Below are 7,443 nucleotides of genomic sequence, written 5' to 3' on the forward strand. Positions count from 1 at the left end.
CCGGGCGAACGCGCCCTGCTCGTGCGGGAATCGGGCCGCACTGCCGAGATAGGTGCCCTCGGAGGCGAGGTTCGGCCGGCCGGGCGGCCACTCGCCGTGCGCCGTGGCGGGGTGCACAGCGACCTCGGCTCCGACGCTCGGCCCGGAGCCGTCGGCCGCGGCCTCGACGACTGTGCCGACCACCTCGTGCCCGAGCGTGAGGGGCTCGCGGAGGATCGACTCTCCCGCCGCGCCGTGTGTCCAGTAGTGCAGATCGGAGCCGCAGATCCCTCCGTAGGCGATCGCGACGAGGGCCTCGGAGGCGGCGCGCGCGGGCAGCGGCGCCTCCTCGACCCGGAGGTCGCCGGCGGCGTGCACGACGACGCGGGTGGTCGTGGCGGGGAGGGAGGTGCTCGGTGCGCTCATGCTGCTCTCGTTCGCTGCGGGTGGAGGAGGGGCGATGCTCAGACGACGACGGTCATGCCGCCGTCGATGAAGACGACCTGGCCGTTGACGTAGTCGGAGCCGTCGGAGGCGAGCCAGACGGCCGGGCCGATGAGGTCCTCGACCCGGCCCCACCGCGCGGCCGGGGTGCGGCCGAGGATCCACGAGTTGAAGGCCTCGTCGTCGACGAGGTTCTGGGTCATCTCGGTGTGGATGTACCCGGGCGCGATCGCGTTGACCTGGATCCCGTGCCGCGCCCACTCCGCCGTCATCGACCGGGTGAGGTTGCGGATCCCGCCCTTGGACGCCGTGTAGGGCGCGATCGTCGGCCGCGCGAGATCGGCCTGGACCGAGGCGACGTTGATGATCTTGCCGGCGCCTCGCTGGATCATCCGCCGCGCCGCCGCGCGCCCCACGACGAACGCGCTGGTGAGGTTGGTGCGCAGCACACGCTCCCAATCGGCGACCTCGAGCTCGAGGAGGGGTACCCGGTGCTGCACGCCGGCGTTGTTGACCAGGACGCGCAACGGCCCCACGTGTTCCTCGATCCAGGCCACGCCGGCCTCGGCCTGGGCATCGTCGGTGACGTCGAAGGCGCGGGCGTGGATGCGCGTCCGACCCTCTGTGTCGACGAAACGCTCTGCCAGCTCGATGCGAGCGGCCTCGAGGCGATCCGGATCGAGGCCGTTGAGCACGACCGTGGCGCCCGCTTCGGCGAGACCGGTGGCGACGGCGCGGCCGATGCCGCGGCTCGAACCGGTCACGAGGGCGACGCGGTCGGTGAGATCGAAGAGCATGGGGTCTCCAGGGGGGGTCGAGGCGAGGGCGGTCGGAGCGCAGGGTCGGAGAGGGGGATCAGGGCTGCAGGGGCGCCGCGCGCGGCGGCCCCGCGACGGTGCGGTTCACGAGCTCGCCGACGCCGTCGAGGGCGATCAGCACCTCCTGGCCGGGCTCGACGGCGACGGCTGTGCCGGGCGAACCGGTGAGGACGATGTCGCCGGGATGCAGGGTCAGGTGGGCTGTGAGGTGCACGAGGATCTCGCGCGCGTTCCAGCCCAGACGGGCCGTGGAGGAGGCGGCGCGCACCTCGCCGTCGACGCTCACGGTGATCGCCACCGCGTCGGGGTCGATCCCGGTCTCGATCCACGGGCCGAGAGGCGTCCAGCCGTCACCGTTCTTGCCCTGGAGGAAGAGGCTGTCTGCGGTGATCATCGCGGGCGCGGTGACGTCGTTCGCGACGGTCACGCCGAGGACGTGCTCGAGCGCATCCGCGGGAGTGAGGTGGCGGGCGGTGCGCCCGATGACGAGGGCGAGCTCCCCCTCGACGTTCACGGGACCGATGCCGGCGTCGAGGGTGATCGGATCGCCGGGCCCGGCCAGCGTGTGCGCGGTCTTGTGGAAGGCCTGCGGGGGCAGCAAGCGGTCGGCCGCGGAGCCGTTGTGCGCCATCCCGAGGATCACACGGGGCTCCACTGGGGCCAGCAGGCGCGCACCCTCGACCGGCCACCGGCGACCGGTCTCGATCGGCTGCGCGACGAAGGCGTCCTCGATCTCGCGCCACTCCCCCGCGACGAGAGCGACGATCGCGGCGCCGTCATCCGCCTGGATCCGGGCGATCCGCATCAGCGGTCTCCCCCGGGCTCGTCGCTGGTGCTGATCGCCACGGTGCCTCGCTCACTCCGGCCCGCGCCGGCGGGATGAGGCGAGCGTAACAGCCCAGTGAACGGCATTCAACAGAGTGGACGCCCGCGGCGCAAAACCCGTCAGGCGGGGGCGCCGGCGACGAGCGGCGGACGGCCCAGTGCCGCCGCAGCCTCGCGGAGAGCCGCGACGACCTCCTCCTGATCCTCGTCCATCGGGCGCACCAGCGAGACGCCCACCGCGACGGAGAGATCGGATCGGGTGGCCGCGGGCACGGCGACGGCGACGCCCAGGACGCTGGGGTGCAGCTCGCCGTCGTCGATCGCGTAGCCGCGCTCGCGCGCCGTCCGGACCTTCCGGAGCAGCTCGCGCGAGGAGGACGTCGACCGGTCGGTGAAGACGACGATGTCGCGGTCGTCGGCGAAGCGCTCGGCGATCTCGGCGTCGTCGAGCTCGGCCAGCAGCGCGGTGCCGACGGCCGTGGCGGAGGCGGGGTACCGGTCGCCGACGCTCGCCGAGAGCGTGAACCGCTCGCGGCCCTCGTGCACCGCGAGGTAGAGGACGCGGGTGCCGTCCAGCAGCGCGATCTGCACCAGTTGCCGCGAGAGCACCGGCGACTCCTCACAGAGCCTGTAGAACTCGCGCACCGGGTCGAAACCCGCGAGGTAGTGGCTGCCGAGCTCGACGGTGCGCCGACCGAGGAGGAAGCCTGAGCCGACGCGACGGATCAGCCGCCCCTCCTCCAGCGCGGCGCAGAGGTTCGACGTCGACGACTTGGCGATGCCGAGCTCGCGGGCGATGTCCGTCAGCGTGCGCGGCCCGCCGGCGTCGGCGAGGAGGTCGAGGATCCGCATCGCGCGGGACACGGCCGGAGCGCCCGACCCCTTCTCGGAGTCGACCGACGTCGGAGGCGCTTCGGGGCGGGCCATGTCGTCCTCTCGCGGCGGTGGTGTCAGTAGAACTCCACCGTATCGACTCGGTTGATCAGCGGCTCCCCGTCGAGGAAGCGGGTGGCGTTGCGCGCGAACAGCTCGGCGATCAGGCGGTCCTCGGCGAGGTTCAGCGCCGCGGTGTGCGGGCTGATCAGGACGCTCGGATGGCTCCAGAGCGGGCTGCCCTGCTCGAGCGGCTCCTGCGCGACGACGTCGAGCGCGGCGAAGCCGACGCGTCCCTCGTCGAGCGCGGCGAGCAGCGCCTCCTCATCGACGACCGTCCCGCGGCCAACGCTGACAAACGACGCTCCGGGGCGCAGCGCCGCGAAGAATTCGGGCCCGACCAGCCTCTCGGTGGCGGCGGTGCCGGGGAGCGTGACGACGACGCCGTCGATCCGGCCCGCCACCTGGGCGATCGCGTCCGGGGCGATGATCTCGTCGACGTGCTCGACCGCGCTCTCGTGTCGGCTCGTGCCGATCACCCGGGCGCCGAGCTGCTGGAGCTTGCGGGCGGTCGCGCGGCCGATCGTGCCGAGTCCGACGATCAGAATCGTCTGTTCCGAGATCAGTCCCATCGTCCACCGCTCGCCCCAGACCCGCTCGCGCTGGAGCGACTGGAGGCGCGGGAGCGACTTCGCCCCGGCCAGCAGCCCGAAGATCCCGAACTCGGCGAGCGGCTCGGAATGGACCCCCGCCGAGGTCGAGAACGCGATGCGCGCCAGCTGCTCGTCGTCGAGGCCCGCGGCCCTCACCTGCGCGCCGCCGCCGGCGGGCATCGTCTGCACCCAGCGGAGTCGCGGATTCGCGGCGGCCGTGCGCGCGAGGGCGGCCGGGGTCTCGTCGGGCACTCCGTAGAGAACGTCGGCGGAGTCGACGAGCTCGTCGAAAGCGCGCTGCTGCTCGGGCGTGCGCCGGAACGCGGGGTCGCCTCCGTGGTCGCCCGCGTGGCGCATCGGAGGGAGGAGGCTCTGGTCGGCGACGACGTCCAGGCGCGGTTCGAGCTCGACGATGCGGGCGATCAGCTCGGGGCTGAGCGGCGAGGCAACGACGACGCGGAGGCGATCGGTCACAGGTGTCCCTTCGCGGGGCGGTGCTGGAGGCTCTCTCCCGGATCGACCCGCGGCCAGTGTACTTCACCCCTGTGAACCGTGTTCGATATGCTGGTCGCATGCCCGATTCGATCTCAGAGGTCCTCCCGCCCGCGCGCACGGGATTCATCGGTCTCGGGAGCATGGGCGCCCCGATGGCCCGCCGCCTCACCGCCGCCGGGGTCCCGCTCGGGATCACCGCACGCCCCGCCTCCGCCGATCGCGCGCGCCTGGCCGTGCCCGAGGCGCAGTGGCACGACTCCGCCCGCTCTCTCGCCGCCGTCTCGGATCTGCTGATCGTGATGGTGCCGGACCTGCCCCAGCTGGAGGAGCTGCTGGCGGGAGAGGACGGAGTGCTCGCGGCGGAGTCGGACGTCGTGCTCGCGGTCTGCTCCAGCGTCTCCGCCTCCGGACTGCGTGAGCTCGCTCAGCGCCACCCCGGTGTCCGCCTCGTGGACGCCCCCGTCAGCGGCGGCACCGAGGGCGCCGAGGCGGGCACCCTCTCGATCATGGTCGGCGGGGCGGAGGAGGATGTCGCCCGCGCGCTGCCCATCTTGTCCGCCTGCGGCACCGCGGTGCACCTCGGCCCCCTCGGCTCGGGCGACGTGGCCAAGGCCTGCAACCAGCTGATCGTCGCCGCGACGATGACCGCAATCGCGGAGGCCGCGGTGATCGCCGAGCGCTCGGGCCTCGACCTCGACACGCTGCTCACCTTGCTTCAGGGCGGCTATGCGGGGAGCCGCGTGCTCGAGACGAAGCGTGCGGCGCTGGTGGCCCGCGACTACACGCCGACCGGTGTCGCCTCCTTCATGAACAAGGATCTGCGGGCCGCGGCCGACGAGGCGGAGGCGACCTCGACCTCGGCGCCGCTGCTCGCCACACTCCGCACCGTGTTCCGCGAACTGACCGAGGCCGGCCTCGGCGACGAGGACCTCTCCGTGGTACATCGCTTCGTCGCGGAGCGCTGATGCGATCCCCAGCCGAGCGTCCGGAGGGAGCCGCCGGTCGCCGGCCAGGAGCATCCTGCACCGTGCAGGGCTCCCCGTGAAGACGTCCGCCTCGTAAGACGTATCTCGTTAACAGAGGAACGCCCCCTCGACCCGCAGATCGAGGGGGCGTTCCCGCGGCATCAGATGCAGCTGGAGGGCTTGATGACGTAGTCCGACCAGTAGCGGCGGTTGGTGCCTGCGGCGCCGGGGTAGCCGACGGCGTTGTCCACGTTGCTGGCGATGAGCCTGCCGCCGCCCTGGTAGGACCAGAGCTGGTCGCCGGCGAGGAAGTAGCCGCCGCCGCGCGGGCTCGAGTTGAGCGGCACGTTCGGCAGGCTGGTGCTCGACGTGGCGCTACTGGCGAAGAACGCACGGCCGTCGTTGGTGACGTAGTCGGCGAAGTACACGGCGTTCGCGGTCGTCGCGCTCGGGTAGCCGACGGCCGACTTCACGTTCGTCGCCTTGACCTCGTTGCGGTAGCGCAGGACGCCGTTCGACTGGAGGAAGTATCCCGATCCGACGGCCGTCGCAGCGGTGAGGCTCGAGTTGTAGACCGTCGTCAGACCGGTGTTGGCGTTGTAGGTCTGCGTTCCGCTCGCGTTGACGAAGTCCACCCAGTAGTTGGTGTCATCGGCCGAAATGTAGCCCGACGCCGAGGTGACGCCGCTCGCGATCCGCGTCTGCTGGTTGTAGCCCCAGAGCGCGCCGCCGGTTCCGAGGAAGAAACCGCCGCCGACCGGGTTGGCGCTCGAGGGCACCCAGGGGTAGGTCCTCGTCGTGCCGGTGTTGAGGTTGCGGGTCGACGCGACTCCGGTGCTCGAGATGTAGTCGACGTAGTAGTTACCGTTCTGGCCGCTGTAACCGACCGCCTTGCCCGCGCCGCGGACCACCGGGGTCGACGAGCGGTAGTCGTAGATGTCGCCGTTCTCGAGCTGGAAGTAGCCGCCACCGAGGGCGGTCGCCGTGCCGGCCGGGAGGCGGGTCAGCTTGTAGCGCTTGCCGTTCTCGGAGTTGTACTCCCAGAGGTTCGGCTGGCTGTCGATGTCGGCCGTCGCCGTGTCGGAGGCGTTGACGGCGGGAGCGGAGGAGTTCAGCGTGAAGGTGCCGGCGCCCTTCGTGGCGGTGATGGTCGGCAGAGTGACCAGGCCGTTCGCGTCGGTCGTCGTCGAGTAGGTGCGTCCGCCGCCGGCGAAGGTCCAGCCCGCGGGCAGGGTCGTGGTGACGGTCTGACCGGCAGCGGGAGCGCCGGCGTTGTCCCGCAGGGTGAGGGTCACGCCCTTGAGCGTGCAGTCGCTGCCGACGGGGTACTCGTCCTGGTCGAAGGCCAGCGTGTAGGTGGGCGTGGTCGAGGCGGCGGCCAGCGGCGACGCCACTGCGGCGGCCACGACGGGGACCGTCCAGGCGGCGCCCTGGACGATGGTGCGGCGCTTGACGCCGGCCTCGTCGGGGACAGTCCACTCGCCTCCGAACGGGATGGAGCGGGTGTCGGATCGGTCGCGGTCGTTGCTCATGTCTCTCCAGAGAGATCGGCCCGCCGGTGTGGCGGGGAGGGGGTGCGGGTGCGTCGCCTATTCAGACAGCCGCCCTGACGCACCGGCCGATCCTGTGAGCATCCGGCGGGTCCACGTCCCGACTCGGCGGGTCTCTGCACGACGGATGCCGATCAGTCCACGACGCCCCCGATCTTTCCCACCCGTGGGAATCATCAAAGGATGCACAGACATGCACGAGGCCTGGCTCTCTCCGGAGAGACCGCCCTGGACTGGCTCGAAGGAAGGGGACTGCGCTTTTTGGGCCGGGCGAACGAGCTCCGCATCTTCGCCGACGCCTACTCGGCTCCGGAGATCTCTTTCGCGCGCGTCTGGAAAACGGCGGGCACCTACTCCTCTCGAACACATGGGGCGGCCGACGAGCTGCAGGTCACCGTCGTCACCGATGGCAGCATGCGCTTGAGCAGCCCTGCCGGGCCGCTGACGCTCGATCGCGGTCGCGCGTTCCTCAGCGGGGACGACGGGCTGACCCTGACCCTCGATGCGCCGGCCGCGACCGTCGAGGTGGTCCTCTCCGATGCCTTCACCGAGCGGTTCGCGGTCGGTTCGCCGCCCGGACTCCCGGTCGATCCGGTCGGACGCTACGCGCCGATGCTCGCCTCCCTGGTCAACTCGGTGCTCACCGGTCTGGAGGATCCGCGCGAGGAGTGGCCGCTGCTGGTCGCCTCCATCGAGAACCTCGCCGCGACGCTCCTCCTCGACGCCGCGGCAACCCGGCTCCGCGGCACACCCGCCGAGAAACGCCTCGTCCGGCGCGCGCTCGAGACGATCCGCCGCCGCAGCAGCGACGCTTCGTTCACCGTGAGCGCGCTCGCCCGCG

Annotated in this window: 8 protein-coding genes; 2 read left to right on the forward strand and 6 right to left on the reverse strand. The window is 71.7% G+C overall.

Annotated features, from left to right (window positions below; translation table 11 throughout):
- From ACH61_RS13090 to ACH61_RS13110, 5 genes are all read right to left on the reverse strand, one after another.
- Positions 1–405: alcohol dehydrogenase catalytic domain-containing protein (locus ACH61_RS13090; protein WP_153038875.1), on the reverse strand; the 405-nt coding region annotated here is incomplete at its 3' end.
- A gap of 38 nt (positions 406–443) precedes the next feature.
- Positions 444–1,220 (reverse strand): SDR family NAD(P)-dependent oxidoreductase, encoded by a 777-nt coding sequence (locus ACH61_RS13095; RefSeq protein WP_068212739.1) that lies wholly within the window; start codon positions 1,218–1,220, stop codon positions 444–446.
- A gap of 58 nt (positions 1,221–1,278) precedes the next feature.
- On the reverse strand, positions 1,279–2,046 hold the full coding sequence (locus tag ACH61_RS13100; protein WP_068212742.1) for a fumarylacetoacetate hydrolase family protein: 768 nt from the start codon (positions 2,044–2,046) through the stop codon (positions 1,279–1,281).
- Between the two features lie 140 nt (positions 2,047–2,186).
- Positions 2,187–2,993 (reverse strand): IclR family transcriptional regulator, encoded by an 807-nt coding sequence (locus ACH61_RS13105; RefSeq protein WP_068212746.1) that lies wholly within the window; start codon positions 2,991–2,993, stop codon positions 2,187–2,189.
- Between the two features lie 23 nt (positions 2,994–3,016).
- On the reverse strand, positions 3,017–4,066 hold the full coding sequence (locus ACH61_RS13110) for a D-2-hydroxyacid dehydrogenase (RefSeq protein WP_068212749.1): 1,050 nt from the start codon (positions 4,064–4,066) through the stop codon (positions 3,017–3,019).
- A 98-nt stretch (positions 4,067–4,164) separates the two neighbouring features.
- Here ACH61_RS13110 and ACH61_RS13115 point away from each other — a divergent pair, with 98 nt between their 5' ends.
- Entirely contained in the window at positions 4,165–5,052 is an 888-nt protein-coding gene (locus ACH61_RS13115) for an NAD(P)-dependent oxidoreductase (RefSeq protein WP_068212753.1), read from the forward strand.
- Between the two features lie 161 nt (positions 5,053–5,213).
- On the opposite strand, the gene ACH61_RS13120 is transcribed toward ACH61_RS13115, so the two are convergent.
- Positions 5,214–6,584 carry an Ig-like domain-containing protein gene (locus ACH61_RS13120; protein WP_068212756.1) on the reverse strand — a complete coding sequence of 457 codons (1,371 nt, stop codon included), beginning with the start codon at positions 6,582–6,584 and terminating at the stop codon, positions 5,214–5,216.
- A 201-nt stretch (positions 6,585–6,785) separates the two neighbouring features.
- On the opposite strand from ACH61_RS13120, the gene ACH61_RS13125 reads away from it, so the two are divergent.
- Positions 6,786–7,443, forward strand: a 658-nt coding sequence (locus tag ACH61_RS13125) for a hypothetical protein (protein ID WP_153038877.1), incomplete at its 3' end; no start/stop codon positions are given.

The sequence above is a fragment of the Rathayibacter tanaceti genome (assembly GCF_001634385.1).
Taxonomy (GTDB): Bacteria; Actinomycetota; Actinomycetes; order Actinomycetales; family Microbacteriaceae; genus Rathayibacter; species Rathayibacter tanaceti.